At 59.7% G+C, this 24,909-nt stretch carries 25 protein-coding genes, 1 tRNA gene, 1 other RNA gene, 1 pseudogene and 1 riboswitch; of the genes and pseudogenes, 12 read left to right on the top strand and 16 right to left on the bottom strand.

What is annotated here, in order from left to right:
• Positions 1 to 7: 7 nt before the first annotated feature.
• Positions 8 to 1,033 carry an NAD(P)-dependent alcohol dehydrogenase gene (locus HB633_RS08555; RefSeq protein ID WP_213777641.1) on the top strand — a complete coding sequence of 342 codons (1,026 nt, stop codon included), beginning with the start codon at positions 8 to 10 and terminating at the stop codon, positions 1,031 to 1,033.
• A gap of 106 nt (positions 1,034 to 1,139) precedes the next feature.
• On the opposite strand, the gene HB633_RS08550 is transcribed toward HB633_RS08555, so the two are convergent.
• The 4 genes from HB633_RS08550 to HB633_RS08535 all read right to left on the bottom strand — a co-directional run bounded on the left by HB633_RS08550 (position 1,140) and on the right by HB633_RS08535 (position 3,974).
• Positions 1,140 to 1,433 (bottom strand): hypothetical protein, encoded by a 294-nt coding sequence (locus HB633_RS08550; RefSeq protein WP_213777640.1) that lies wholly within the window; start codon positions 1,431 to 1,433, stop codon positions 1,140 to 1,142.
• Positions 1,434 to 1,624: 191 nt separating this feature from the next.
• A tRNA-Leu gene (locus HB633_RS08545) sits at positions 1,625 to 1,709 on the bottom strand.
• A gap of 122 nt (positions 1,710 to 1,831) precedes the next feature.
• Positions 1,832 to 2,992 (bottom strand): ABC transporter substrate-binding protein, encoded by a 1,161-nt coding sequence (locus tag HB633_RS08540; protein ID WP_213777639.1) that lies wholly within the window; start codon positions 2,990 to 2,992, stop codon positions 1,832 to 1,834.
• Between the two features lie 40 nt (positions 2,993 to 3,032).
• Positions 3,033 to 3,974: a CysB family HTH-type transcriptional regulator gene (locus HB633_RS08535; RefSeq protein ID WP_061998752.1), complete on the bottom strand. Its 942-nt coding sequence runs from the start codon at positions 3,972 to 3,974 to the stop codon at positions 3,033 to 3,035.
• A 219-nt stretch (positions 3,975 to 4,193) separates the two neighbouring features.
• Here HB633_RS08535 and HB633_RS08530 point away from each other — a divergent pair, with 219 nt between their 5' ends.
• The 6 genes from HB633_RS08530 (at position 4,194) to cobA (ending at position 10,301) form a co-directional block, all read left to right on the top strand.
• Positions 4,194 to 5,873, top strand: coding sequence for a nitrite/sulfite reductase (locus HB633_RS08530; RefSeq protein WP_213777638.1), 1,680 nt, complete (start codon positions 4,194 to 4,196; stop codon positions 5,871 to 5,873).
• Positions 5,874 to 5,885: 12 nt separating this feature from the next.
• Positions 5,886 to 6,422, top strand: a complete 537-nt coding sequence (locus HB633_RS08525) for a DUF934 domain-containing protein (RefSeq protein ID WP_213777637.1) — start codon at positions 5,886 to 5,888, stop codon at positions 6,420 to 6,422.
• On the top strand, positions 6,419 to 7,150 hold the full coding sequence (locus tag HB633_RS08520; protein ID WP_213777636.1) for a phosphoadenylyl-sulfate reductase: 732 nt from the start codon (positions 6,419 to 6,421) through the stop codon (positions 7,148 to 7,150). Before HB633_RS08525 ends, HB633_RS08520 begins: the two co-directional genes overlap by 4 nt.
• A 67-nt stretch (positions 7,151 to 7,217) precedes the next feature.
• The gene (gene cysD / locus HB633_RS08515; RefSeq protein ID WP_213777635.1) at positions 7,218 to 8,180 is read left to right on the top strand and encodes a sulfate adenylyltransferase subunit CysD; all 963 of its coding nucleotides are present in this window, start codon (positions 7,218 to 7,220) and stop codon (positions 8,178 to 8,180) included.
• Between the two features lie 30 nt (positions 8,181 to 8,210).
• Positions 8,211 to 9,536 carry a GTP-binding protein gene (locus tag HB633_RS08510; RefSeq protein ID WP_213777717.1) on the top strand — a complete coding sequence of 442 codons (1,326 nt, stop codon included), beginning with the start codon at positions 8,211 to 8,213 and terminating at the stop codon, positions 9,534 to 9,536.
• Positions 9,537 to 9,545: 9 nt separating this feature from the next.
• Complete coding sequence (cobA, locus tag HB633_RS08505) at positions 9,546 to 10,301, top strand: uroporphyrinogen-III C-methyltransferase (RefSeq protein ID WP_213777716.1); 756 nt, start codon at positions 9,546 to 9,548, stop codon at positions 10,299 to 10,301.
• A 58-nt stretch (positions 10,302 to 10,359) separates the two neighbouring features.
• Here cobA and HB633_RS08500 read toward each other — a convergent pair whose 3' ends face one another.
• From HB633_RS08500 to lptF, 5 genes are all read right to left on the bottom strand, one after another.
• Positions 10,360 to 11,664: a HipA domain-containing protein gene (locus HB633_RS08500; protein ID WP_213777634.1), complete on the bottom strand. Its 1,305-nt coding sequence runs from the start codon at positions 11,662 to 11,664 to the stop codon at positions 10,360 to 10,362.
• Positions 11,654 to 11,995 carry a helix-turn-helix transcriptional regulator gene (locus HB633_RS08495; protein ID WP_213777633.1) on the bottom strand — a complete coding sequence of 114 codons (342 nt, stop codon included), beginning with the start codon at positions 11,993 to 11,995 and terminating at the stop codon, positions 11,654 to 11,656. Before HB633_RS08495 ends, HB633_RS08500 begins: the two co-directional genes overlap by 11 nt.
• 182 nt (positions 11,996 to 12,177) lie before the next feature.
• On the bottom strand, positions 12,178 to 12,546 hold the full coding sequence (locus HB633_RS08490) for a CbiX/SirB N-terminal domain-containing protein (protein WP_213777632.1): 369 nt from the start codon (positions 12,544 to 12,546) through the stop codon (positions 12,178 to 12,180).
• A 24-nt stretch (positions 12,547 to 12,570) separates the two neighbouring features.
• Positions 12,571 to 13,719 (bottom strand): LPS export ABC transporter permease LptG, encoded by a 1,149-nt coding sequence (gene lptG, locus HB633_RS08485; protein ID WP_213777631.1) that lies wholly within the window; start codon positions 13,717 to 13,719, stop codon positions 12,571 to 12,573.
• A 3-nt stretch (positions 13,720 to 13,722) separates the two neighbouring features.
• Positions 13,723 to 14,820: an LPS export ABC transporter permease LptF gene (gene lptF, locus HB633_RS08480; RefSeq protein WP_213777630.1), complete on the bottom strand. Its 1,098-nt coding sequence runs from the start codon at positions 14,818 to 14,820 to the stop codon at positions 13,723 to 13,725.
• Positions 14,821 to 15,042: 222 nt separating this feature from the next.
• Between lptF and HB633_RS08475 the strand changes: the two genes are divergently transcribed.
• The 3 genes and pseudogenes from HB633_RS08475 to HB633_RS08465 form a co-directional block, all read left to right on the top strand.
• Complete coding sequence (locus HB633_RS08475) at positions 15,043 to 16,554, top strand: leucyl aminopeptidase (protein ID WP_213777629.1); 1,512 nt, start codon at positions 15,043 to 15,045, stop codon at positions 16,552 to 16,554.
• 37 nt (positions 16,555 to 16,591) lie between these two features.
• Positions 16,592 to 17,023 carry a DNA polymerase III subunit chi gene (locus tag HB633_RS08470; protein WP_213777628.1) on the top strand — a complete coding sequence of 144 codons (432 nt, stop codon included), beginning with the start codon at positions 16,592 to 16,594 and terminating at the stop codon, positions 17,021 to 17,023.
• Positions 17,024 to 17,301: 278 nt separating this feature from the next.
• Positions 17,302 to 17,532: pseudogene (locus HB633_RS08465) on the top strand (DUF2486 family protein); the annotation flags it as partial.
• A 9-nt stretch (positions 17,533 to 17,541) separates the two neighbouring features.
• Here HB633_RS08465 and HB633_RS08460 read toward each other — a convergent pair.
• Positions 17,542 to 17,886 carry a c-type cytochrome gene (locus HB633_RS08460; protein ID WP_213777627.1) on the bottom strand — a complete coding sequence of 115 codons (345 nt, stop codon included), beginning with the start codon at positions 17,884 to 17,886 and terminating at the stop codon, positions 17,542 to 17,544.
• A 105-nt stretch (positions 17,887 to 17,991) separates the two neighbouring features.
• Positions 17,992 to 19,665 carry a dihydroxy-acid dehydratase gene (gene ilvD / locus HB633_RS08455; RefSeq protein ID WP_213777626.1) on the bottom strand — a complete coding sequence of 558 codons (1,674 nt, stop codon included), beginning with the start codon at positions 19,663 to 19,665 and terminating at the stop codon, positions 17,992 to 17,994.
• A 105-nt stretch (positions 19,666 to 19,770) separates the two neighbouring features.
• On the opposite strand from ilvD, the gene HB633_RS08450 reads away from it, so the two are divergent.
• Together HB633_RS08450 and lgt are read left to right on the top strand one after the other, a co-directional pair.
• Entirely contained in the window at positions 19,771 to 20,718 is a 948-nt protein-coding gene (locus tag HB633_RS08450; RefSeq protein WP_213777625.1) for a LysR substrate-binding domain-containing protein, read from the top strand.
• Between the two features lie 21 nt (positions 20,719 to 20,739).
• A complete protein-coding gene (gene lgt, locus HB633_RS08445; protein WP_213777624.1) occupies positions 20,740 to 21,645 on the top strand; it encodes a prolipoprotein diacylglyceryl transferase in 906 nt (301 codons plus the stop codon).
• A gap of 76 nt (positions 21,646 to 21,721) precedes the next feature.
• Here lgt and HB633_RS08440 read toward each other — a convergent pair whose 3' ends face one another.
• From HB633_RS08440 to HB633_RS08420, 5 genes are all read right to left on the bottom strand, one after another.
• Positions 21,722 to 22,390: an SIMPL domain-containing protein gene (locus tag HB633_RS08440; protein ID WP_255580823.1), complete on the bottom strand. Its 669-nt coding sequence runs from the start codon at positions 22,388 to 22,390 to the stop codon at positions 21,722 to 21,724.
• A gap of 144 nt (positions 22,391 to 22,534) precedes the next feature.
• Positions 22,535 to 22,993: an EVE domain-containing protein gene (locus HB633_RS08435; RefSeq protein ID WP_213777622.1), complete on the bottom strand. Its 459-nt coding sequence runs from the start codon at positions 22,991 to 22,993 to the stop codon at positions 22,535 to 22,537.
• Between the two features lie 150 nt (positions 22,994 to 23,143).
• A non-coding RNA gene (gene ssrS, locus HB633_RS08430) (6S RNA) lies at positions 23,144 to 23,325 on the bottom strand.
• Positions 23,326 to 23,476: 151 nt separating this feature from the next.
• Positions 23,477 to 23,791 carry a cell division protein ZapA gene (locus tag HB633_RS08425; protein ID WP_056351781.1) on the bottom strand — a complete coding sequence of 105 codons (315 nt, stop codon included), beginning with the start codon at positions 23,789 to 23,791 and terminating at the stop codon, positions 23,477 to 23,479.
• Complete coding sequence (locus HB633_RS08420) at positions 23,788 to 24,171, bottom strand: ATPase (RefSeq protein WP_213777621.1); 384 nt, start codon at positions 24,169 to 24,171, stop codon at positions 23,788 to 23,790. The genes HB633_RS08425 and HB633_RS08420 overlap by 4 nt, the downstream gene beginning before the upstream one ends.
• A 360-nt stretch (positions 24,172 to 24,531) precedes the next feature.
• Positions 24,532 to 24,842, top strand: a riboswitch (cobalamin riboswitch).
• Positions 24,843 to 24,909 lie beyond the last annotated feature (67 nt).

Raw genomic sequence — 24,909 nt, 5'->3', positions numbered from 1 at the left:
CAATGCCATGAGCACCACGATCAATCGCTGGGAAATCCCGTCGCTGGGTCTTGAAACACTCGCTTTACACAGCGCACCGCGCCCCGTGCTGAAACCGGGCGAAGTGCTCGTGGAAGTCGAAGCGGTATCGCTGAATTATCGCGATGCCGAAGTCGTCGACAACGGCATGGGCAACGCCCTGCAATTTCCGTTCACGCCGGGCTCGGATATGGCCGGACGCGTTGTGGAACTGGGCGAGGGCGTGACGCGCTTTGCCATCGGAGATCGCGTGATTTCGGCTTATATTCCGGGCTGGATCGATGGCGCGCCGCGCTCTTGGGCCGAAGCGCCTACGCAAGGCGGACCGCTGCCCGGCATGCTGTCCGAGTTCATCGCGACGCCGGCTGAGTGGTGCGTGGCGGCGCCGGCAACGCTCACGCCCGCCGAGGCCAGCACGCTGCCCGTCGCGGCCGTCACGGCTTGGATGGCGCTCGTCGAACTTGGTCATCTCAACGCTGGTCACACGGTTGTGGTGCAAGGGACGGGTGGCGTGTCGCTGTTCGCGGTCCAGCTCGCGGCGGCCAACGGCGCGAGGGTGATCATCACCAGCAGCAGCGATGAAAAAATCGCGCGCGCGCTCGAACTCGGCGCCACGCACGGGATCAACCGCCACAAGACGCCAGATTGGCAGCACGAAGTTCGCGCGCTGACCGATGGCCGCGGCGCCGACCATATCCTCGAAATGGCCGGCGGCGATAATCTCGCGCGCTCGTTGCAGGCCGTGGCGACGGGCGGACGGATATCGGTGATTGGATTGCTGGAATCGAATGAACTGACGTTGCCTATCCTGCCGCTGCTTGGCAGCAGGGCGTCGATCGTGGGAATTGCCGTCGGGCCGCGTCGCGTGCTGGAGGACGTCGTGCGCATGATCGACCGGCACGGCATCAAGCCGGTTATCGATGCGGTTTATCCGTTTGAACAAGTGCCGCACGCGTTTGAACATCTGAAGCGTGGTGCGTTCGGCAAGGTCGTGGTGCAGGTCGCCAAATCATGACCCACGCGATAAAAACCCTCCAGCGCCATGTCGTACATTGCGCTGGGATTGTTTGGGTTCTATACGCTTGATTGATGGTGATCGTGGCGGCCCAGCCTGGTCGACTTTAGTCAACGCGCCCGTAGCCCATGTCCTGCAGCAGCAATGCGTAGGCGCGTTGTTCGTCGCCGCCGCATTCCGCGATCAGGCTTTGCCAGTTGCGTCGCGCGAAGTATCGGCGAATGACGGAAAAGACAGCGAACCGCATCGTCCACGCAACCAGCGTCACCCCGATGTATTGAACAACGGGCATGAAGTACCAGGCGCTCAAGGTGAAGCCGGTGAGGGCGAGTGTGACCAGCACCATCAGCGCATTGACCGTCGCCATCTGCATGTAGAGTCTTCGCGCTGGGTCTGCCATGTCGTTCTCATCGCCTTGCGTTGCTGGACGCCCGGAAAGCCATGCGTTTCCCGAGACTATGGGAGGCTTTACGGCAAATTTTGGGGAAACTTGAGAACGCCGGTTCGTGTTCGCATGACGAGGAACACGACCTGTAGCCAAGAACGGCTTGCTGCGTAACGATTCAAACGAGAACTTTCAGATATTTTGCGTGGTGCCCGGGGCCGGAATCGAACCGGCACGCCTTGCGGCGGGGGATTTTGAGTCCCCTGCGTCTACCAATTTCACCACCCGGGCAAACAGCATTTGAACCTGCCGGCAGACACGGAGTAAATCCGACGCCAACCGGCAAGTCAGCGATTATGCCTAAATTCGTTTCCGGCGGCAAGCCTCTGGATGTTTGCCCCGGATCACGATGTTCACTGGCTCAGATACGTGAACTGGCCGTTCTTGACGATGCCCATCACGCTCGCCCGCTGATCGAGTCCAACGTGATCCGTGACGCTGGTATTGACCACGCCGTTCGGCACGACCAGCTCATGCGCGTGTTCCAGTTCCGCGCGCAACGCGACGCGAAACGCCGGCGTTCCCGGTTGCCCCGCTTTCAACGCGCGCCCGACCGCATCCTGCAAGCGCGGATAAACACCGGCCGCATCGCCGGCAAACTGGGTCACCGTGTTCTTGCCGTATTTGGCTTCGTAGGCATCCACAAAAACAAGCGCCGCTTTCTTCGATGGATGATCCGAAGGCAGCGTCCGCGCGACCACGACCGGTTGTGTCGGGAACAACGTGCCTTCCACGTCCTTTCCGCCGAGCTTGATGAACTCGGGCGTTGCAATGCCGTGCGTCTGATAGATCGCGCCCTTGTAGCCGCGCTCGACCAGCGTGCGCTCAGGCAGCACGGTCGGCGTACCCGCGCCCGCGATCAGCACCGCGTCCGGCTTCGCCGCCATCAGCTTCAGGATCTGGCCGGTCACGCTGGCATCGGTGCGATTGAAACGCTCGCTCGCGACCACCTTGATATGCCGCAGCTCGGCGAACTTCGAAAACTCGTTGAGCCAACTATCGCCGTAACTATCCGCGAAACCGATGAAACCCACCGTCTTCACGTTGCGATTGACCATCGTGCGGGTCATGACGTCGGCCATCGCGCGGTCGGTCTGGGCCATCTTGAACGCCCACACCTTCTTGCCTTCCTGCGGCTCGACAACGGACGCCGAGCCAATCAGCGTGATCATCGGCGTCTGATATTCAGCCACCGGATCGAGCGCCGCGAGCGCTGCCGGCGTGATGTTCGGTCCGACGATGACATCGACCTTGTCTTCGGTGATCAGCTTGCGGATGTTGCGCACGGCGGCGCCCGGGTCCGATCCGTCGTCGAGGATGATGTATTCGGCCTGCTGCCCCGCGATGGTCTTCGGCCACATCAGCATGGCGTTCTTGCTCGTGATGCCGATCGCCGCTGCCGGCCCCGTACTCGACAAATCGATGCCGACCTTCAACTGCGCGCTGGCCGCCGCGCTAAAAAAAGCGACCGCGCTGAACACGAGCGCCGGCCGCATGAACTTCGACAACTTCATTGGATGGTCTCCGCGAAGAGGTGTGGTTTGGGAAAACGGGTCAAAGCTCGTAGCTTTCGTGCTCGCCGGAAAGCGCCTGCTCAATGAGCTTGCGGTTCATCGAAGGCGAAAGCAGTTCCACGAGCGTGTATACATAACTGCGCAAATACGCGCCTTGTTTCAGCGCGAGCCGCGTGACGTTCGTGCCGAACAGGTGGCCGACGGGCATCGCGCGAAGATGTTTGTCGCGTTCCGGATTGAAGGCGATATCCGCGAGAATTCCCACGCCCAACCCGAGTTCTACATATGTCTTGATCACGTCGGCATCGATTGCTTCCAGCACGATGTCCGGCGTCAGGTGGCGCAGAGCAAACGCCTGATTGATCTTCGAGCGGCCGGCGAAGGCGTTGTCGTAGGTGATGATCGGGTATTGCGCCAGGTCGTCGAGCGTCAACAGCTTGCGCTCGAGCAGCGGATGATCCGGCTGGACCACGGCCACGTGATGCCACTGGAAGCACGGCAGCGAGACTAATTCTTTATAGTTGGCGATTGCCTCGGTCGCGATCGCGATATCCGCCTGATCGTGGATGACCATCTCGGCGACCTGCGTCGGGCTTCCTTGCAAAATTGAAAGGTGAACCTTGGGAAAGCGCTTTTTGAACTCGGCAATGGCCGTCGGCAGCGAATAGCGCGCCTGAGTGTGCGTGGCGGCAATGACGAGGTTGCCCTGGTCCTGCGCGGCGTAATCCTTGCCTACACGTTTCAGGCTTTCGACTTCCTGCAAGATTTTTTCCACCGATGCCAGGATAATTCGACCCGGCTCCGTCAGCGAACGTACCCGTTTGCCATGACGCGTGAAGATTTCGACCCCGAGTTCATCCTCAAGCTCGATGATCGCCTTCGATACCCCCGGCTGCGACGTGAACAGCGCTTTAGCGGCTTCGGTGAGGTTGTAGTTCTGCCGGACGGCTTCGCGCACGAAGCGGAACTGGTGCAGATTCATATATAACCCATCCGCATATCAAAGTAATTTATCAGTCGTTTGCAATATATAGGAAGTTTATTACCATCGAGACAATTTTTCCAATATCGATATCTGTATTTGTCATAAGCAAATGAGAGCAATGTCCGAACGGCGTTGCGGCACATGACTCTACTCATAACGATGTGCGGCGTGGCTAGGACGCCGTACTGATGGAACTACTAAAACTGGGGCCCCCGAATGTATCAATACGATCAGATCGACCAGAAAATCGTCGACGAACGCGTCGCTCAATACAGCGACCAGGTACGCCGCCGTTTGTCCGGCGAGTTGAGCGAAGAGGAATTCCGTCCGCTGCGCCTGCAGAACGGTCTGTACATGCAGCGCCACGCCTACATGCATCGCATCGCGATTCCTTACGGCAATCTGCGCAGCGACCAGATGCGCATGCTGGGCACCATCGCGCGTGAACACGACCGCAATTACGGCCACTTTTCGACGCGTACCAACATTCAGTTCAACTGGATCCAGCTCGAAGAAACGCCGGAAATCCTGCGCAAGCTGGCGTCGGTGCAAATGCACGGCATTCAGACGTCGGGCAATTGCATCCGCAATATCACGGCTGATCAATTCGCCGGCGTCGCGCCCGATGAAATCGTCGATCCGCGTCCGTGGGCCGAAATCCTGCGCCAATGGTCCACGTTTCACCCCGAGTTCGCGTGGTTGCCGCGCAAGTTCAAGATCGCGGTGAACGGTTCTGTGGAAGATCGCGCGGCCGTGCAAGTGCACGATCTGGGCGTGTATCTGAAGAAGAATGCGGCCGGCGAAGTGGTTGCGAACATTCTTGCCGGCGGTGGGCTGGGGCGGACGCCGATCGTGGGCGCGGTGATCAAGGAAGATCTGCCGTGGCAGCATCTGCTGACGTATTGCGAAGCCGTGTTGCGTGTGTATAACCGCTACGGTCGTCGCGACAATATGTATAAGGCGCGCATCAAGATTCTCGTGAAGGCGCTGAGCCCCGCGAAATTCGCACAGCAAGTGGAAGAGGAATGGGCGCATCTGAAAGACGGCCCTTCCACGCTCACGCAGGAAGAGCTTGATCGCGTGTCGCAATTTTTCGCACCGCCCGCGTATGAAAAGCTGCCGGATACGGATGCATCGTATGAAAAACATCTCATCGACAGCAAGCCGTTCGCGCGCTGGATCGAGCGTAATGTGCGTCCGCATAAAGTGCCGGGGTATGCGTCTGTGACGTTGTCGCTGAAGCCAACTGGCATTGCGCCGGGCGACGCAACCGACGTGCAGATGGAAGCCGTCGCCGATCTCGCCGATGAGTTCTCGTTCGGTGAAATCCGCGTCTCGCACGAGCAGAACCTGATTCTCGCGAACGTGAAGAAGCGCGACTTGCACGCCGTGTGGGAACGCGCGAAGGCGCTGGGTTTCGCGACATCGAACATCGGCTTGCTGACCGACATCATTGCGTGCCCGGGCGGCGATTTCTGCTCGCTCGCAAACGCTAAGTCGATCCCGATTGCGCAAGCCATCCAGGAACGTTTCAGCGACCTCGATTACGTGTACGACCTGGGCGACCTGACGCTGAACATCTCCGGTTGCATCAACGCGTGCGGCCATCATCACATTGGCAACATCGGTGTTCTCGGCGTCGATAAAGATGGCTCCGAGTGGTATCAGGTCACGCTTGGCGGCGAGCAAAGCTCGGGCGCAACGGGCGCGCATCTGGGCCGCGTGATCGGACCGTCGTTTTCTGCGGAAGAGATGCCCGACGTCGTGTCGCAAGTGATCGATACCTTCGTTGAGAATCGCATCGAAGGCGAGCGGTTCATCGAAACGTATGGCCGTATCGGCATTGCGCCGTTCAAGGAACGCGTGTACGCGTCGCGCCAGCCGGCGCATGCCTAAGGAATAAAGCACATGGCTTTGATTATCAAGAATCGTGAAGTGGTTGAAGACGACTGGCACGTAGTGCGTGCCGGTGAAGACGGCACGCTGCCCGCAGTCGATGCGTTGTTGCCGGGGAAGGTGATCGTGCCGTTCACGTGGTGGAAAGAGCACAAGACCTCGCTTGGCTCGGCGCACAAGAAAGAACCCATCGGCATCTGGCTCGCACCCGACGATGAACCCGCTGAACTCGTCGAAGACTTCGACAAGATCGCGCTGATCGCCGTGGACTTTCCGAAGTTCAGCGATGGCCGCGGTTTTAGCATCGGCAGTTTGCTGCGTGAGCGTTATCACTGGAAAGGCGAATTGCGTGCCATTGGCGATGTACTGCGCGACCAGTTGCGCTTTCACGCGCGTTGCGGTTTCGATGCTTTCGCCGTTCGCGCCGACAAAGACATTCACGACGCATTGAACGCGTTCAGCGAACTGAGCATTCCGTATCAAGGCGCATTCGACGATCCGAATCCGCTGTTCCGCCGCCGTGAAAAAGCTGCCGGAGCCGCTGCATGAATGTCGAACTGCAAGCCAAAGTCGAACGTCTTGACGCACTGCTCGATTCCATCGCGCAACGCCATGCGAACGTCAAACTAGCCAGCAGCCTCGCCGCAGAAGACATGTTGCTCACGCACGCGATTCTTTCGCGCGGCGTGAAGATCGGGATCTTCTCGCTCAACACCGGACGTCTGCATGCCGAAACGCTGGGCATGATCGACCGCGTGAAAGAGCGCTATGGCTACGACATCGAACAGTTTCATCCGCAGCCCGAAGCGGTCGAGGAATACGTTCGCGACCACGGTCTGAACGCGTTCTATGAAAGCGTCGATCTGCGTAAAAGTTGTTGCGGCATTCGCAAGGTCGAGCCGCTGAATCGTGCGTTGAGCAACGTGAGCGCATGGGTCACGGGTCAGCGTCGCGAACAATCGGTGACGCGTGTGGAGTTGCACGAGGAAGAACACGATGCGCCGCGCGGTATCGCCAAGTTCAATCCGCTTGCGGACTGGACCGAGGCGGAAGTTTGGGATTACCTGAAAGCCTTCGATGTCCCCGTCAATCCGCTGCATGCACGCGGTTATCCGAGCATTGGCTGCGAGCCGTGCACGCGTGCAATCCGTCCGGGCGAGGACAGCCGGGCAGGGCGCTGGTGGTGGGAATCGCGGGACACGAAGGAATGTGGCTTGCACATCACGAACATCAAGATTGTGGAAGACCGCAGCGCCGCGCCCAGTTCGGCGCTCTGAACGTATTTGATATTGACGCATGGCGCCTCCATCTGGTGCTGTGCAAAGTAACCGAGGAACGACGCATATGAGCAGCACGCTCGATTCAACAGTCAACGCGCCCATCGCCAATCGCGGGACGCGGATGGACCATCTCGACTGGCTCGAAGCAGAGTCGATCCATATCCTGCGCGAACTCGTCGCCGAATGCAGCAAGCCGGCGTTGCTGTTCTCGGGCGGCAAGGATTCGGTCGTCGTGCTGCATCTTGCGTTGAAGGCGTTTGGTCTTGGATCGGGCCGCAAGACCGTGCTGCCGTTCCCGCTGGTTCATATCGATACCGGTCATAACTTCGATGAAGTCATCGATTTCCGCGACCGCCGTGCGGCTGAAATTGGCGCGGAACTCGTGGTCGGCCATGTCGAGGATTCAATCAAGAAAGGCACGGTGCGTCTGCGTCGCGAAACGGATTCGCGTAACGCCGCGCAAGCGGTGACGTTGCTTGAAACCATCGAAGAACATGGCTATACGGCGTTGATCGGCGGCGCGCGTCGCGATGAAGAAAAGGCGCGTGCAAAAGAACGCATCTTCTCTTTCCGCGATGAGTTCGGCCAGTGGGACCCGAAAGCGCAGCGCCCGGAATTATGGAGCATCTATAACGCGCGCTTGCATAACGGCGAGCATCTGCGCGTGTTCCCGATTTCGAACTGGACTGAACTGGATATCTGGCAATACATCGCGCGTGAAAAGCTTGAGTTGCCGTCCATCTATTACGCGCACGACCGCGAGATCATTCGACGCAACGGCTTGCTCGTGCCGCTGACTCCGCTCACGCCGCTGCAGGAAGGCGAAGTATCGGAAGTCGCGCAAGTGCGCTTCCGGACAGTGGGCGACATCAGCTGCACGTGCCCGGTTGCAAGCGACGCCGACGACGTGGAAAAGATCATCGCGGAAACGGCCGTGACGGAAATCACGGAACGCGGCGCCACGCGCATGGACGACCAAGCGTCCGAAGCCGCGATGGAAACCCGCAAGAAGCAAGGTTATTTCTAAGCATCACGCTGCATTAAGGAACAGGGAAACATCATGAGCATTCATCAACCCGAAGACCTCGGCGTGTTGCGCTTTATCACCGCGGGCAGCGTGGACGACGGCAAGAGCACGCTGATCGGCCGCTTGCTGTTCGATAGCAAGGCAGTGCTGTCGGATCAGTTGTCGGCCTTGTCGCGCGCAAAGAACAAGCGCACCGTCGGCGATGAAATCGATTTGTCGCTGCTGACCGATGGCCTCGAAGCGGAGCGCGAGCAGGGTATTACCATCGACGTGGCGTATCGTTATTTCGCGACGGCGAAGCGCAAGTTCATCATCGCCGATACCCCCGGCCACGAGCAGTACACGCGCAACATGGTGACGGGTGCATCGACGGCGCATGCCGCGATCATTCTCGTGGACGCCACGCGCGTCACGTTCAAGGACGGCGTTGCGCAATTGCTGCCGCAGACCGTGCGTCATAGCGCGATCGTCAAGTTGCTCGGGCTGCAGCACGTGATCGTCGCGATCAACAAGATGGACCTGATCGACTTCAGCGAGTCGCGTTTCAACGAAATACGCGATGCCTACGTAGGCCTTGCGCAACGCCTTGGCATCAGCAATGTGCGCTTCGTGCCGGTATCGGCGCTGAAGGGCGACAACATCGTGACGGCCAGCGAGCGCATGCCCTGGTACGCCGGTGAACCGCTGCTCGATCTGCTCGAAGCGCTGCCGGTGGCGCAGCCTGTTGAGCAGGCGCTGCGTTTTCCGGTGCAATGGGTCGCGCGTCAGGATGGCAGCAAGGCCGACGATTTCCGTGGTTACATGGGCCGCGTCGAGTCGGGCGAAGTGAAGCTCGGCGACTTGATCACCGTGCTTCCCGCGAATCGCGATGCGACGGTGGCCGAGATCATCGCGCCGGTGCCGGGCGGTGTCGGGCAAGTGGATCGCGCGTTCGCGGGTCAGACGGTGACCATTCGCCTGGCGGAAGATATCGATGTGTCACGCGGCGATACGTTCGTGCCGCGTAACGCCAGCGGCGTGAAAGTCGAGCCGGCAAAGAAGCTCGACGCCGACCTGTGCTGGTTCGACGAAGAGCCGCTTTCGCCGCAACGCAAATACTTGCTCAAGCAGACCACGAACACGGTGTTCGCGCGGATCGGTGCGATCAAGGAAGTGCTCGACGTGCATACGCTGCTGCATTCGGTGGACCGCCGCGACCTGAACATGAACGATATCGGCCGCGTGGCGCTGACGCTGCAAAAGCCGATCGTTTGCGATGCCTACGATACGCATCAAGGCACGGGCGCGTTTGTTCTTATCGATGAAGCGACGCATCACACGGTTGCGGCCGGGATGATTCGCTCGTTCTCGGCTTAAACGATGACTATGGGTAAGGTTTATCTGATCGGCGCGGGGCCTGGTGCTGCGGACCTGATTACGGTTCGCGGCGCGCGCTTGCTAAGCCAGGCACAGGTGGTTCTGCACGACGCGCTGATCGAGCCCGCCATGCTCGACTACGCGCCCGATGCGCGCAGGATCGCGGTTGGCAAGCGCTGCGGACAGCGTTCGACGGCGCAGCATTTCATCAACAAGCAGATCGTCGATGCCGCGCGCGAGCATGACATCGTCGTGCGTTTGAAGGGTGGCGACCCGATGCTTTTCGGTCGCGCCGACGAAGAGATGCGCGCGCTCGAAGCGGCGGGTATCGAGTACGAAGTGGTGCCGGGGATCACGGCGGCGCTGGCGAGCGCCGCCACGTTGAAGCGATCGCTGACGCTGCGCGGGGTGTCTCGAAGTGTGGCGTTGGCGACCTATAGCCGCGCGCCGAACAGCGACGAAATCCGCGAGCAGGCGAGCGCCGACTCCCTCGTGTTCTACATGGGCCGTGACAGCGCGCCGGAAATTGCGCGCCAGTTGATCGATTCAGGGCGGGCGGGATCGACGCCAGTGGCTATCGTCGAAGCGTGCAGTACCGAGCGCGAGCGTTCGTTGACGCTGACGTTAGGCGAAATGGCGCGTGGCGATGCACAGGATTGGCTCGATGCATCGCAGCCGAGTTTGTTGATGATCGGCGAGGCGTTTGCCGAGCGCGCGTTGGGAATGGCTGAGCAGGTCGAAGCAGCTTTGCAAGTGGCGGCTTGATGATTCCATACTGAAAAATCCCCTGCGGGTTGATAACCGGCAGGGGATTTTTTATTGCCTAAACCTTCTCCACTTCGCGCAGCCCGATGCTCTGCGGCTTGCGAAAAGCCGACGCGATCTTGTCGCACTCGGACTTGGGGACATCGAACGCCTCGAAATAGGTTCGCCACTCGCGCACCACGCCAGACAGATGCTGGATTATCTCAGCTGCGGCGTGTTTCAGCAGCCCAAACCGCCCTGCGGCGGAGAGCGCATTATCGAGCGTCGCCAAACGTCCCTTCGCCGGACCGACGCCGAGCACCAGGAAACGTTCGGAGCCGACCTGAGGTTTCGGTACAACATCGTAAAGGTCGCTCAGGCGCCAACCCTTGTTCGCACCGTCCCAAACAAACGCATGATTGCGAAGATGATCGTCGTCGTTCGTCACGAGGATGTTGTATACCATGCGTTTGAACAGCTCGAGTTTGTCAGTTGCGACGAAACCACGCGCACCATGCTCGCTCAACGTATCGGCCAGATCCGTGTAGTTGGCGGAGGCGGTATCGCTTTCGTGCATCTTGAGCATGGTGAGGGCGCTGACGACGTGCCGTTTGCCAAAACCTCCGTCTGGCAATGGCACGCGATCGAACCGCTCGATCAGCATGACGTCGCGGCCATCCGGAAGGTGAATGGACTTGGTCGCTGGAACCCGCATGCCGCACTGGCGGGCTAGCTCCAGCGTTGCGCGTTCCACCAGCGGCACGTTGAAACCGTCCCGGGCGACAGGGAATTTCGCGACCCACTGGCGGTTATTGTCGAGCAGCACGGCCTTGGGCCGGGCACCACCAAACGTCGCGCCCACGCTAAAAAGTAATTGCAGTCTTTTCGGGACCGGCTTGCCTTCCTGAATCATCGCGGCGGCATCGAGTAAATAAGACAGCGCTTTTGCATCCGGCAACTTTCCTGGCTCCGCGAGTGCGGTCGGCGAGTCCCTGAAATCGAGCGCGCCCGTACGATGCGGACCGGCGTGCGCCAGATATTCGGTTTCCGGCAGTCCATCGGGCGCGGCCCGCAGCATATTCTCGATAACGCGCCGGCCCCATGAGTCTGGCGCTGCGTCGCGAATTGCGCCAAACAATGCCAGTCCCGCTGGCGGTTGAAACACCACTTCCTTCGTTTTTTTTGCCTCGTCCAAAGGCATGCTGACGGGGTCTACCGCCGTGGCGTTTGCGCGTTGCAAATACTTGTTTCCGTAGACGAAGGTCGATGCAATCGGTCTGATTCCTTCCTCGAGGAGTTCGAGCTTGCCGGCGGGTACGGCCTCCGACGCCCCTTCCAGTGTAATGAAGACGTATTTGCTCCATGTCGAGGTATTAAAAATCATAGTCGTCGGTCTTCGCTGCGCTCTTGCGTGGGCGCACACGGGACTCTATCTGGCGGCGTGCTTCGCCTATCCGATCGTTTTGGGGATTGGCGAGCGGCTCGAGCGTTCCAAGAAGGCCTGCGCGGTCGAATGCCTGGAGCCAGGACGCGAAACTCACCGACACATCGCCGCTTTCGATGCGCGCCAGGGTGCTCGGGCTCATGTTGGCCCGCTCGGAAAAGTCTTGCCGCGTCATGTTGCGCGCGATGCGGGCGGCAGCAACCGCACGGCCGAACGTGGTCGCCCGTTGGTCCAGTTCCGAGGAGATGAAGTCCTTGTTGTTGCGTTTCATTAGTCTTATCTGACATATAAACGGGCTTAATTAGTCAGTATAGACAAATTCAGCGATACATCAATTACTTGTCCCCAAAAAAATAGTCATATCTGACCAATTAAGCGGGCTAATTGGTCAGATATGACTATTTCTGGAGTTAAGCTGATGCGCTTGCTTTGCAACGCGTGAACCCGTGCGGCTTATCCCGCCTGCCGCACGCAATACGCCGCCACCGCGTCAAGCACCGCGTCGTCTTCCCCGACAGCGACGGCACACCTGATTTCAATCGATGGAAACATCCCCCGGCATCGATCCAGCAATGCTGGAAGATCGCGCCGGATATGCCCGCCCTGGCCGAAAAACACGGGCACGACGGTGAGAACATCGCACCCGTCCGTCCCGAGCTTTTCAATCGCCGTAGGCAAATCCGGCGTCATCAATTCGAGAAACGCGAGCGACACCGGATCGCTGCGCTGGGCGCGCAGCTTCGTCGCGAGCCGTTCGAAGGGCTCGGCCCAACGCGGATCCCGCGCGCCGTGTCCAAACAAAATCATGCCGTGCTTGTTCATTGCGTGCTCCGCAGAGGGCAAAACCTAGTGCCGATCGACCCAGCGCAGGCCAATCAACCCGACTATCAGATAAGCCAGCGCAGGCGCCGCGGCCGTCACGGGCGCGGGCCACGTATTCAATGTACCGATGTGAGAAAACAGCGTGTTGATCAGCTGGAAACTCATCCCGATCATGATCCCGCCAAACACCTTCACGCCCACCACGCCGGCGCGCGTATGCAGGTATGCGAACGGCAGCGACAACACCAGCATTACCAGCACCGCGAGCGGATACAGAATCTTGCGCCAGAACGCGATCTGATAGCGCTGCGAGTCCTGGTGGTTCTCCGTCAAATGCTGGATGTAGCGGAACAGGTTGAACATCGACATCCGGTCCGGCGAAACCAGCAGCACTGACAAGATCTGCGGCGTCAATTCCGAGCGCAACGAATACTCGGGCAACGTAGTCTGCTGCGCACGATAAACAGGATTCAGCGCGTCGCCGGGATTCACCTTTTGCGGCGGTGCATCGACAAGTTGCGTATCCGTCACGCCCGTCAGCTTCCAATGTCCCGGCGGCTGAAACACACCGCTCTTTGCAATGCGCACATTGGTCAGGCGCAACAAGGAATCGAACTCATAGATGCGTACGTCCGCGATCGTCGTGTCCGGATTCAGCGTGCCCACGTTCACGAAACGCGTGACTTGCTCGCCGTCGGCGCGCGCGGTAAGCGTGTCCTTCACCCAGACGCCGGATTCGAAGTTCATCGATACCGATGACCCCAGCGCCTCCAGCCGCACCTTCTCCGAAAGCTGATCGGAGTAGGGACCGACGACTTCGCCGATAACGTAGGTGAGCAAAACCATCGGAATGCCGATCTTCAGCAGCGAGCGCAGCGCCTTGCCGGTCGACAACCCCGAAACACGGAAAATGGTGAATTCCGACGCCGCGGCCATTTGCGCGAACACATAAATGGCGCTGATCAACGCGGCGACGGGGATGATTTCGTAGAAGCGCGACGGTGTTTGCAGCGCCACGCGCAGCACGGCCAGACCGAATTTGTAGTTGCCGTGCCCGACCGTGTTCAGCTCGTTGATCAGATCGAAGAAGAAGAACAGGCCGGAGAATGCAAACAGAATGAAAATGAACGCGAGATAAATCTGACGCGCGAAGTACCGTTCGTAAATGCGCATGCGTCAGGCCCCTTCCGAACGCGTCAGGTTCGACAGCCGGAACAGCGGCCGATTGCGAATGCGCATCCAGAAGATGAACGCGACCAGCACCGAAACAAGTATATGCAGCCCGACCAGCCCGACGACGAACGACACACGTCCCTGTTCGATCCACGACTGCACCACGTTCAGCAGGTTCGAATAAGTCAGATAGATTAGAACGGCCATGACGAGGTTGATGGTGCGGCTGCGTCGCGGATTCTGGTACGAAAGCGGGATGGCCAGCAGCATGAGGTTGAGCGCGATAAGCGGCAATCCGGCGCGCCATGCGATTTCCGCGAGATTCGTGCGGCTTGGATCGGCGAGAAGTTCGTTCGTGTACATGCCCGTGGTCGATGGCGTATTCACGAACTGCTGGCTCTGAATTTTCACGCCATACCGCTCGAATTCCATGATCCGGAAATTCGGCTGTCCGGGAATGCCATCGTACCGGCGGCCGTTTTCGAGCACCACGAAACGGTCACCGTTCGCGTGCGTTTCGGTATGACCATTCTTCGATACCACCACGTTCACCTTGCCGCCTTCCGTGCTGGTCACGAAGACGTTCTGCACGTGCCCCTGATCCGGCGACATCTTTTCGATGAAAAACACGCGGTGACTCGTCTGCGATTCGCGGAACTGGCCGGGCGCGAGCAGCGACACTTCATCGCGCTGCTGGAAACGTGCCTTGATGAGCTTGCTCTGCTGGTTCGACCACGGCCAGCCGACGAACGCGAAGAAGATGATCAAAATGATGATCGGCGTGGAAAACACGGCGACTGGCTTGATCAGCGCGGTCTGGCTGACGCCGGAGGCAAGCCACACGACCATCTCCGAGTCGCGATACCAGCGTGTGAGCACGAAGAGAATGGACACGAACAGCGTGACGATCAGCATCACGGCGAGATAGCCGATCACGGTAAGCCCGATCAGCACGACGACATCGCGCGGATCGACCTGGCCTGAGGCCGCGAAACCGACAATGCGGATCATCATGGTGGTTAGCATGATGGTCAGCAGCACCATGAAGACGGCGCCGGCGGTGTACGCGAGTTCACGCTGAAGGGAGCGTTGGAAGATCATTGATTGATAGCTTGAAGCCGGCGGCGACGGACGGTTGGACGATGTGCGGGCCCATCTTGGCGGTCGCATCCGGCCGCCATGCGATGACAAACGTACGAACTGGACGAAGTCATGAGGGCAGACATTCGATCCGGGCATCGCTACCTGTGACCGCCTCGGAAAAAATAGCGGATAATTGCGGCTTTCATCCTTCAGCCAAGATTTTATCCGAGGATAAGCGCGATGGACTTTAGCATAAAAGCCTGTGATTGGAGCAAAGGCTCGGCAAATGGTTTCCTTAACGGAAAAGCCGATGTAGTAGTGCTCGGCGTGTTCGAAGCGCAGACGTTGACGGGCGCAGCCCGCGAGATTGATTTGGCGACCAAGGGTCTGCTCACGCGCACGGTGAAAGCCGGCGACATGAGCGGCAAGGCCGGTTCCACGCTGATGCTGACCGAAGTGACGGGTCTGGGCGCATCGCGTATTTTGCTGGTTGGCCTCGGCAAGCAGGACGGTTTCAACCAGAAGGCTTACACGGAAGCTGCACGCGCCACGTGGCGCGCGTTGCTTGCCACGAAAATCGCGAATGTCGCGTTCACGCTGGCCCAGTTGCCCGTGCCCGAGCGCACCGGCGACTGGGGCGTGCGCGCGGCGATTCTTGCGCTGCGCGAGCAGACCTACAAGTTCACGCAGATGAAAAGCAAGCCGGAAAACGGCGATCGCGCGTTGAAAAAGGTCGTGTTCAGCATCGACGCAACCGACGAAAAACCCGCGAAGCTCGCGGTCAAGCACGCCACGGCGCTCGCCAACGGCATGGACTTGACGCGCGATCTCGGCAACTTGCCGCCGAATGTCTGCACCCCCACGTATCTTGGCCAGACCGCGAAAAAACTCGGTAAGGAATTCAAGCTGAAAGTCGAAGTGCTCGGCCAGAAGCAGATCGAAGCGCTCGGCATGGGCTCATTCCTGTCGGTGGCGAAGGGCTCGGTCGAACCGCCCGCGTTCATCGTCATGCATCATCAGGGCGCGGGCGCCAAGGCCGCGCCGGTCGTGCTCGTCGGCAAGGGCATCACGTTCGATACCGGCGGTATTTCCATCAAGCCGGGCGACAGCATGGACGAGATGAAGTACGACATGCTCGGCGCCGGTTCTGTGTTCGGCACAATGCGCGCCATCGCAGAAATGGGGTTGAAGCTCAACGTGATCGGCGTGGTTCCGACCTGCGAAAACATGCCGGCCGGCAACGCCGTGAAACCGGGTGACATCGTAACGTCCATGTCCGGCACGACCATCGAAGTGTTGAACACCGACGCCGAAGGCCGCCTGATTCTCTGCGACGCATTGACCTACGTGGAACGCTTCAAGCCGGCCGCCGTGATCGATATCGCCACGCTGACCGGCGCGTGCGTGGTCGCGCTTGGCCATCACAACACGGGCCTGTTCTCGAAGGACGACGCGCTCGCGGGCGAGTTGCTGGATGCATCGAAGGAAGCGATCGATCCGACCTGGCGCATGCCGCTCGACGACGAATATCAGGACCTGCTGAAGTCGAATTTCGCCGATGTCGCGAACATTGGCGGACGCCCGGGCGGCGCGATTACGGCCGCATGTTTCCTGTCGCGTTTTGCGCAGAACTACCCGTGGGCTCACCTCGATATCGCGGGCACGGCGTGGAAGAGCGGCGCGGCGAAGGGCGCAACCGGCCGGCCGGTGCCCTTGCTCACGCAATTCCTCGTGGATCGCGCGGGGCAATGAGTTTGCCCGCAGCAGACGCCAAACCGGAGGCGCGGGCATGACGCGTATCGACTTTCATTCGAATGTGGGTGACTCGATCGCGTATGCCTGCCGCCTCGCGCGCAAGGCGTACATGAGCGGCCAGCCGTTGATCGTGCTGGCCGAACCCGAGCGGCTCAAACGTTTCGACGAAGAGTTGTGGACGTTCAAGCCGCTCGAGTTCGTGCCGCATTGCATGGCGGACAGCGCGCTGGCGGCAGAAACGCCGGTGTTGCTGGCCGCGTCGCTGGATGCGGTGCTGGAAAACCAGCAGCATCAGATCCTGCTGAATCTGGCCGCCGCCGTGCCGGCGCAGTTCGCGCGCTTCGAACGCCTGCTGGAAGTGGTCGGCAATGACGAGCAGGAGCTCGTGGCGGGGCGGGAGCGCTACCGGTTCTATCGCGATCGCGGGTATGTGCTCAACAATTACAAGCAGGGCGCCGGAGCGTGAAACCTCCGGGATGGCGCGCGGCGGCGTACAGGGTATGATCCCCGAAAACGCCGGCCGCTATCCCTAAGGCGTGCCTGCCATCAAGACGGAGTCCACTCGTGCCCATCACCACCGCGCCCGATACGGCTGATTCACCCGATAACTTCGATTCCTCCATTCCTGTTCTCACCGATGTCATCGTGCCGGGACGCGCCGAGCGCGCCCGCGTGGCGCCGCGTGCGCCCGAACCGGTGTTGTCGCCGGCGGTTCCGGCGCCCGGCGGTGTTGTGCATGGCACCGACCGCGACGCCGATCAGATCGCGGAAAGGCTGCGCGGACGTTTCACGCATTTCCTGACCGGAGACGGACGCGCATTGATTGAAGAGCGATGCCGCGAATCGTTGCAGGAACACTCAACGTGGCTCGTCAGCCAGATCACGCGCGAAGTCGCGCTGGCGCTCGAAACCGAGCTGACGGAGTGGGTGCGGGAAGCGGTTGCGGACGAACTGGAACGGCGCGGCCGTTCATAGCTTCGGCTCTTACTTCAGTGAAAGAATCCAGTCTGCCAGCGCATGCGCCTGTTCGGGCGTGACCTGCGTGTTGGCGGGCATCGGCACGATACCCCAGTCGCCCACGCCACCTTCCGCAATCTTGTGCGCCACGATCTCGCGAGCGTTGGGGGCATCGGCATATCGGGCGGCCACATGTTTGAACGACGGTCCCATGAAATCCCGCGATATTGAATGGCAACTCATGCAGTTGCTGGCCTGAGCGAGCGCGAGACGCGAATCGGGACCTTGCGATTGTTGCGCGTGGACATTTGCTGCGCCGCAAACAAGCGCCCATGCAATCCCCAACTTCCTCAATCGAATACCGAACGCCATGTGGTCTCCGCTGGTTTTAAGTTCGCCGTTTGCGCCACAGTATAAAAGACAAGGGCGCACGATCTGCATCGTGCGCCCCCTGGACGTTCGGCTGCGAACCAAGAATCAACCCGTCACAGCGCCCTTGTTCGCCGGTTGCGCCAGCGCGGCGTATTTGGCCAGCACGCCGCGCGTGTAACGCGGTGCGGGTTTCTTCCATTCACTGCGGCGGCGTTCGATTTCCTTATCGTCCACGTTGAGTTGCAGGAGCAGCTTGTGGGCGTCGATGGTGATCGAATCGCCTTCTTTCACGAGCGCAATCGTGCCGCCCACGAACGCTTCCGGCGCGACGTGGCCCACGACCATGCCCCAGGTGCCGCCGGAAAACCGGCCATCGGTGATGAGGCCCACGGATTCGCCCAACCCCTGGCCGACGATCGCCGACGTCGGCGCCAGCATTTCCGGCATGCCCGGACCGCCTTGCGGCCCGAGATAACGCAGCACGACGATGTCGCCCGCCTTGATCTGCCCCGCGACGATCGCGGTCATCGCGGTTTGCTCGTCCTCGAACACGCGCGCTGGGCCCGTGATCACCGGGTTTTTCAGGCCGGTGATCTTGGCGACGGCGCCGTCCGTGGCCAAATTGCCCTTCAGGATCGCGAGATGGCCTTCGTCGTAAAGCGCTCGGTCGATGGGGAAAATCACATCCTGGTCAGCGCGCGGCTTCGACGGAATGTCCTTCAGTTCTTCCGCGATGGTCTTGCCCGTGATCGTGATGCAATCGCCGTGAAGCATGCCGGCGTCGAGCAGGATCCTGAGCACTTGCGGAATGCCGCCGGCCTTGTGCAGGTCGGTCGCCACGTATTGGCCCGACGGCTTCAGGTTGCAGATCACCGGCACTTTCTTGCGCATGCGCTCGAAGTCGTCGATGGTCCATTCCACTTCCGCCGCGTGTGCGATTGCGAGGTAATGCAGTACGGCGTTGGTCGAGCCGCCCGTTGCCATGATCAGCGCGACGGCGTTTTCGATCGATTTCTTGGTGATGATGTCGCGCGGCTTGAGGTCGGCTTTCACGGCTTCGACCAGGACGCGCGCCGATTCCGCGGCCGAGGTGACTTTTTCCTCGTCGGGATTCGCCATTGTCGATGAATACATCAGCGACATACCCAGCGCCTCGAACGAGGAGCTCATGGTGTTGGCCGTGTACATGCCGCCGCACGAACCGCTCGACGGGCACGCGTTTTTCTCGATGCCGTCGAAATCTTCCTTCGACATCCGCCCGGCCGAGAACTCGCCCACGGCTTCGAAAGACGACACGATGGTCAGGTCCTTGCCCTTCCAGTTGCCCGGGCGAATCGTGCCGCCGTACACGTAGATGCCCGGCACGTTCATGCGTGCCAAGCCGATCATGCCGCCCGGCATATTCTTGTCGCAGCCGCCGATCACGACCACGCCGTCCATCCACTGGCCTTGCACCGCCGTTTCAATACAGTCCGCGATCACTTCGCGCGAAACGAGCGAATATTTCATGCCTTCGGTGCCCATCGACATGCCGTCGGAAATGGTCGGCGTGCCGAACGTCTGCGGATTTGCGTCGGATTTTCGGATCGACTCAACGGCGGCGTCGGCCAGCTTTTGCAGGCCCGAATTGCACGGCGTAATGGTGGAATGACCGTTCGCGATGCCGATCATCGGCTTGTCGAAGTCTTCTTCCTTGTAGCCGAGGGCGTAATACATCGAGCGGTTCGGGGAACGCGCGACGCCTTGCGTGATGTTTTTCGAGCGGCGATTGAAGGCCATGTGGGGGCTCCTGGAGATATTTTTGTTTGATCGCAGAAGCATGGAGCCTCTGCGAACGCGTGTCCAATATATTATTCAGGGTCTATAAGGTCGCGGAAGGTATCAGTGGAGACGCGGAACATCGAACTTAGATTGTTGCGTTATTTTGTGACGGTTGCCGAAGAAATGCACTTCGGGCGGGCGGCGGGGCGGCTCGCGATGACGCAGCCGCCGTTGTCGCAGGCCATCCGCTCGCTTGAGGAGATGCTGGGCGTGGCCTTGTTCGTGCGAACCAAGCGTTCGGTCGAGCTAACGCCCGTGGGCAAGGATCTGCTGCCGGAAGTTCGCCGGCTGTTGGCGGGCGCCGATTCGCTGAGGCCGCTTGCGCAGTCGCTTGCGCGGGGTGAGGCGGGGGTTTTATCGCTGGCATTTGTTTCCACCGCCGATTACGGTCTCTTGCCCTTGTTGCTGCGCGATTTCGGCGCGCGTTATCCCGGCGTGCGGCTGCAACTCGTGGAGGCGACCAGCGACGTGCAGGTGGAAGAACTGGTGGCGGGGCGTATCGATGCCGGTCTGGTCATTCCGCCGCTGCCGCCGCGTCACGCGGTGGCGTTGTCGTATTTGCCGATCGCGCGCGAACCGCTCGTGATCGCGATGTCCAGTGACGCCGCCGCCGAATTGGGCCAGGGCGCCGATGAATGGTCCGATACGCCGGTCAGCCTCCATCAACTCGCCGATGCCCCGCTCGTAGTCTTTCCGCGGCGTCTCGCGCCGGGTTTCTATGACATGATCATGGGTTGCTACGGCGCTGCCGGCCTGATGCCGCGCATCGGGCAGGAGGCTATCCAGATGCAGACCATCGTCAGCCTGGTATCGGCCGGGATGGGCGTCGCGCTCGTGCCGCAATCGCTGCGTCATCTGCGAAGGACCGGAGTGGTGTATCGTCCGTTGCTCGAATCGGGGCCGGTCGTCGAGACCGGGCTCGTGTGGCGCGCGGCGGAGGTCAGCCCGGTGCTCGCCGGTTTTATCGATATAGTGCGCGCTCATGCGGCCACCGCGCCCGCGCTGCCATGACTCCACCACGTAAATAGAAACATGCTCATTCACCCGAATTTCGATCCCATCGCCATTCATCTCGGCCCGCTCGCCGTGCGCTGGTATGGCCTCATGTACTTGCTGGCTTTCATTCAATGCATTGTGATCGGCCGGATCAGGTTGCGTTTGCCTTACGTATCGGCGCAGGGCTGGACCACGAAGGATATTGACGACATCCTGTTCTACGGCGTGCTCGGCACGATTCTGGGCGGCCGGCTGGGTTATGTGGTTTTCTACAAGTCGAGTTTCTATCTCGCCCACCCGCTCGATATCTTCAAGGTATGGGAAGGCGGCATGTCCTTCCACGGCGGCATGCTTGGCGTGATCACGGCAATGATCCTGTTCGCGTGGCAGCGCAAGCGAACGTGGCTGCAAGTCACCGATTTCGTGGCGCCAATGGTTCCGCTCGGTCTTGCTGCCGGCCGCTTCGGCAACTTCATCAATGGCGAGTTGTGGGGCCGCGTGACGAACCCGAACGCGCCATGGGCCATGCTGTTCCAGAACGCTTCGCCTGATGACGCCATCTGGCTGCAAAAACATCCCGACCTCGATGCGCAATGGCATCTGCGCGAAATTTTCGATCGATACCAGATGTTGCCGCGCCATCCTTCGCAGTTGTACGAGATTGCGCTGGAGGGGTTTGCGTTGTTTATCGTGATGTGGCTGATGTCCCGCAAGCAGCGACCGGTCGGCGCGATTTCGGCGGTGTTCCTGATTGGTTATGGCATCGCGCGATTCACGGTGGAATTTGCTCGCGAGCCGGATGATTATCTGGGCTTGCTGGCCGCGAATCTTTCGATGGGACAATGGCTTTCGTTGCCGATGATCATCGTGGGGATCGGAATGCTGGTCTGGTCGTACAAGAGGGGACGCATGGTGCCTTCGGACGCGGCGAAGGTTTCCTGAACGGCGAATCGGCTTGTGCAAAACGAAAAAGCCTCGCGTATAGCGAGGCTTTTTCTTGCCGAAGATGGGCCTAAGTTTATCGATTCATCTGCACTGATCCCGACACATTCACCGTCACGGTTGACGTACCGGCTTCCAGCGCCATGGGCGCGGCCATCTTCGCGTCCGCGTTCATGCTGCGGGCTGCCATCATCATCACCGGTCGCGGCGATGACCCGTTATGCCCGATATTCACTTCGCGAATCGCATAACCGCTATACCCAAATGCCTGCGATGAAGCCTGCGCCTGCTGCTTGAAAGAGGCAATCGCGCGCGTGGAGAGCTTCTGCTCCGCTTCGCGCTGCGCTTCGGGCGACAGCGAGAACGTCACGCTGCCCACCTGCATGGAATCGCTCATCTTTCCCGCAAGCTTGGTTGCGGCCGTGAAGTCCTTCGATTCCAGCACGACCTCGGTGCGACCGCGCCACGCGGAAATGCGGCCGTCACGATCCGTTGACGGATACACCGTGAACGCGCCGCTATGTGCCGTCACGTTATCCACACCCTTCGCCATGCGCAGCGCAGCATCGGCACGCTGATTGAGCACGCTAGTGAGCGATGCCGCGTCCTTCGCTTCCTGCTCGTAGAAGAGCGTGATGTCGACGACATCCTGAGGCACTTCTTCGCTCGCTTGCGCAGCCAGCGACAGCACGCCGGACGGCTGTGCCTGCGTGACCGTGCTTTGCGCCGACGCATTCTGCGCCATGGCAGCGCCTGCAAGCAGGGCGATGGCCGCGAGTGTCGAAGTGGTATTTTTCTTTGTCATCGTTTAACTCCGTAAGCATGAGTGCACGTCATTGTGACCGATGCTTAGGTGACACTCGCACTCACGAAGTTCCCTACAATCGAGTTACAAAAGATGTTCGGTGATAAAGCGCCATTGTGCTTCGGTGAGAGGCGTGATCGATAAACGATTACCTCGCGCAAGCACCTGCATGTCTGCAAGCTCTGCGTGATCGCGCAGCGTGGAGAGGGGAATAAGTGTTGTCTTCTTGACGAAGTGGACATCGACGAGAAGCCAGCGTGGCTTGTCCTGCGATGACTTTGGATCGTAGTAAGGACTGGATGAATCGAATTGCGTGGGGTCGGGATAAGCCGCGGATGAAACCTTCGCGATGCCGGCTATACCCGGTTGCGGGCAACTCGAATGATAGAACAGCACACCGTCGCCAATCTGCATGCCGTCACGCATGAAATTGCGCGCCTGGTAATTGCGCACGCCGGTCCAGGGTAAGGTTTTTTTTGGAGCATGAGCGAGATGGTCGATGCTCGCTTCGTCCGGTTCCGACTTCATCAGCCAGTAGCGCATGAACGTCGCCCGAGAGAAATGTGCACTGCTTCAATGTTCACAAAGCGCGCACGGTACAAAAGAAAACGGCATCGGAAAAATTCCGACGCCGTTAGCTTGATCAACCTTTTGCTTGCAGCTTTGCGCCTGAAAAAACGCATGCTGCAGAATGAGGTCCCCGCCCAAGCCGCTAGGCCGGCATCCTGAACCTGGGTTCAAGATTGGTCGCAGTAAGCAGCACCTTGGGCTCATCAGACAGAGTGACGCGCTCGCCAGTGCTACAAGATCCCACAACCGTGCACAATGGCATTGGTTCAAGGAATATATGACCTTGGCAAACCAGGCAGGGAGCAACCACTGTACACCAATCGCCCCGCCGATGCAGCACTGATGCAGGAAAACTTTATGTCTCCGATCAGGTCACTCGCGCAATGCAATAACGTTCTTGACTTTGCACGCGCGGGATTGACCAATCGAGGCGTCAGCAAACATCTGCGCGTTTATCTACTGCGCTTCGTATTGTGAAATCACGACGCCGAGTTGTTCGTTCATTTGATGCATCGTGCGGCGAATTTCTTCAGCTGGAAACGCTTCGCCGTGGCGTACGCTGCTCTGCAGCTTGAGCAATTCCGATGCGAGCGACAACGCCGCCATCACCGCAATCCGGTCCGTACCGCGCACGCTACTTGCATTGCGCACCTTCGACATTTCAGCATCCACGCGTGCGACTGCTTCACGCAATGCGGCTTCGGTTTCCGGCGAGCAAGCGAGCCGGTAGGGCGCACCGAGAATGGATACCTCGATCTGCTTGGTCGTCATGCCTTTTCTCCGTGATGGTGTGATTCTTCATGCAACGCGCCGTTCGCCGCTTCGGCGGTGTCCGGTTGGCTGCTGGCATCGGGAGGCAAAAGGGCAAGCTGGTTATCCGGCTCGGGTACGCTTTTCGCACGCGGTAATTTTTCGAGAATCGCGTTGAGGCGAACTTGTGCGTCGTCGATTTTCGCCGATAACGAATCGCGCTCCGCCACCAGGGCGTCGCGTTCTTCGCGCATGTTCGCGAGCTCTTCCTGCGCGAGTGCAAACTCCGCGCGCAACTGGTCGAGTTGCTGGGCGAGTGCGTCGTGCGCTTGATGATGGCGTTCGCTGATTTTTATCAGCCGGCCGATATTTTGTGACAGTGATTCGAGTTCGTTGAGCATGTGCTGCGTCCTCTTAAGACCTCGCATTTTAGCGCGCTTCGCTGGCGCTTCAGAAATTTGGTTCGTTTCCAGACGTAACAGCAGTTTGATGTCAATGCATCGGCGCGAGCCTTTATTCGTAAGGGGAAATGATTTATCGAGTTGTCTTTCGCAGTTTTTTAACGCTTGTTAAATGGCTCGCAAAACGGCTTCTTAAGGCACTCGAATACGTGTCTCGAAGCGCCGCTTCAATTGCATTCAAATTCTTCCGCATGCGCGGAACCGCCGTTGAATCATGAGCTCGATCGAGTGCGGAAACGCTATCCCAGGCAACCCGTGCGACCCATGGTCCAGCTTTCTTGACGGGTCCGTGTGCCGCTCTTAAACTCGCGGCACCTTGGTGCTCGCGCATGCTTGATCCAGCGTGCGCAGTTAAACGGGAAGCAGGGAGCAAAGTCCGCCTGGACCGCGCCAACCTGCGCTGCCCCCGCAACGGTAAGCGACCGCAACGCAAGTTGCAAGCCGGTTCCACGCGTGACTTCCGCTCGCCTCACAGCAGTTTGATGGCATTTCACTAACTGAAATGACCCGAAATGGCGCGGACGACACGCTCATGCCACTGCGTTTAATGCGCGGGAAGGCGGGCCGATGCGTCGCCAGCCCGGATACCGGCCTTGGGGAGAGCACGGCTTCGCGGCTGCGCTCGTCACGCATGGACCCGCGGGGAGCGGGTCACGCATGCCTTTACCGGATCTTCCT

The organism is Caballeronia sp. dw_276 (genome assembly GCF_018449635.1).
GTDB lineage: Bacteria > Pseudomonadota > Gammaproteobacteria > Burkholderiales > Burkholderiaceae > Caballeronia.
Note: the sequence above shows the minus strand (reverse complement) of the source record. Positions and strands in the feature narration are given on the sequence as shown.

Excerpts from the sequence above, each read along its gene's own strand:
- HB633_RS08460 (WP_213777627.1), bottom strand. The coding sequence starts at position 17,886 with ATGGCGTTCGGTATTCGATTGAGGAAGTTGGGGATTGCATGGGCGCTT.
- HB633_RS08440 (WP_255580823.1), bottom strand. The coding sequence starts at position 22,390 with ATGGCGCAGAATGCGTCGGCGCAAAGCACGGTCACGCAGGCACAGCCG.
- HB633_RS08540 (WP_213777639.1), bottom strand. The coding sequence starts at position 2,992 with ATGAAGTTGTCGAAGTTCATGCGGCCGGCGCTCGTGTTCAGCGCGGTC.
- HB633_RS08525 (WP_213777637.1), top strand. The coding sequence starts at position 5,886 with ATGGCTTTGATTATCAAGAATCGTGAAGTGGTTGAAGACGACTGGCAC.
- HB633_RS08470 (WP_213777628.1), top strand. The coding sequence starts at position 16,592 with ATGACGCGTATCGACTTTCATTCGAATGTGGGTGACTCGATCGCGTAT.
- HB633_RS08425 (WP_056351781.1), bottom strand. The coding sequence starts at position 23,791 with ATGACGACCAAGCAGATCGAGGTATCCATTCTCGGTGCGCCCTACCGG.
- lptF (WP_213777630.1), bottom strand. The coding sequence starts at position 14,820 with ATGATCTTCCAACGCTCCCTTCAGCGTGAACTCGCGTACACCGCCGGC.
- HB633_RS08555 (WP_213777641.1), top strand. The coding sequence starts at position 8 with ATGAGCACCACGATCAATCGCTGGGAAATCCCGTCGCTGGGTCTTGAA.
- HB633_RS08535 (WP_061998752.1), bottom strand. The coding sequence starts at position 3,974 with ATGAATCTGCACCAGTTCCGCTTCGTGCGCGAAGCCGTCCGGCAGAAC.
- HB633_RS08530 (WP_213777638.1), top strand. The coding sequence starts at position 4,194 with ATGTATCAATACGATCAGATCGACCAGAAAATCGTCGACGAACGCGTC.
- lptG (WP_213777631.1), bottom strand. The coding sequence starts at position 13,719 with ATGCGCATTTACGAACGGTACTTCGCGCGTCAGATTTATCTCGCGTTC.
- HB633_RS08490 (WP_213777632.1), bottom strand. The coding sequence starts at position 12,546 with ATGAACAAGCACGGCATGATTTTGTTTGGACACGGCGCGCGGGATCCG.
- HB633_RS08500 (WP_213777634.1), bottom strand. The coding sequence starts at position 11,664 with ATGATTTTTAATACCTCGACATGGAGCAAATACGTCTTCATTACACTG.
- ilvD (WP_213777626.1), bottom strand. The coding sequence starts at position 19,665 with ATGGCCTTCAATCGCCGCTCGAAAAACATCACGCAAGGCGTCGCGCGT.
- lgt (WP_213777624.1), top strand. The coding sequence starts at position 20,740 with ATGCTCATTCACCCGAATTTCGATCCCATCGCCATTCATCTCGGCCCG.
- HB633_RS08550 (WP_213777640.1), bottom strand. The coding sequence starts at position 1,433 with ATGGCAGACCCAGCGCGAAGACTCTACATGCAGATGGCGACGGTCAAT.
- cobA (WP_213777716.1), top strand. The coding sequence starts at position 9,546 with ATGGGTAAGGTTTATCTGATCGGCGCGGGGCCTGGTGCTGCGGACCTG.
- HB633_RS08495 (WP_213777633.1), bottom strand. The coding sequence starts at position 11,995 with ATGAAACGCAACAACAAGGACTTCATCTCCTCGGAACTGGACCAACGG.
- HB633_RS08435 (WP_213777622.1), bottom strand. The coding sequence starts at position 22,993 with ATGCGCTACTGGCTGATGAAGTCGGAACCGGACGAAGCGAGCATCGAC.
- HB633_RS08520 (WP_213777636.1), top strand. The coding sequence starts at position 6,419 with ATGAATGTCGAACTGCAAGCCAAAGTCGAACGTCTTGACGCACTGCTC.
- HB633_RS08420 (WP_213777621.1), bottom strand. The coding sequence starts at position 24,171 with ATGCTCAACGAACTCGAATCACTGTCACAAAATATCGGCCGGCTGATA.
- HB633_RS08475 (WP_213777629.1), top strand. The coding sequence starts at position 15,043 with ATGGACTTTAGCATAAAAGCCTGTGATTGGAGCAAAGGCTCGGCAAAT.
- cysD (WP_213777635.1), top strand. The coding sequence starts at position 7,218 with ATGAGCAGCACGCTCGATTCAACAGTCAACGCGCCCATCGCCAATCGC.